This window comes from Deinococcus pimensis DSM 21231, assembly GCF_000519345.1.
Lineage (GTDB): Bacteria > Deinococcota > Deinococci > Deinococcales > Deinococcaceae > Deinococcus_A > Deinococcus_A pimensis.
Window position 1 is genome coordinate 217,353 of sequence record NZ_KI912633.1, and the last position, 339, is coordinate 217,691.

1 protein-coding gene is annotated in these 339 nt (G+C 72.6%); it reads right to left on the bottom strand.

Annotated elements, in window-relative coordinates:
* On the bottom strand, window positions 1-339 hold a 339-nt coding region (locus DEIPI_RS0105725), incomplete at both ends, for a pyridoxal-phosphate dependent enzyme (protein WP_027481160.1).

Genomic DNA, 339 nt, shown 5'->3' on the forward strand with positions numbered 1-339 from the left:
CGGCGACGCCCCCGCCGCCTGGATGCCGAACAGCCGGGGCAGCGAGGAGAGGCGCCCGCGCGCGTGGTACTCGCGGAAGCCCTTGTGGTACGCGCTGATGTTGCCCGCGTTCCCGACCGGCAGGGCCAGCACGTCGGGCGCGCGCCCCAGGACGTCCACGATCTCGAAGGCGGCGGTCTTCTGACCCTCGAGGCGGTGCGGGTTGACGCTGTTCACGAGGCTGATGGGGCGCTCCTCGCTGATGCGGCGCACGAGGGTGAGGGCGTCGTCGAAGTTGCCGCGGATCGCGACGACCTGCGCGCCGTACACGACGGCCTGCGCGAGCTTCCCGAGCGCGAT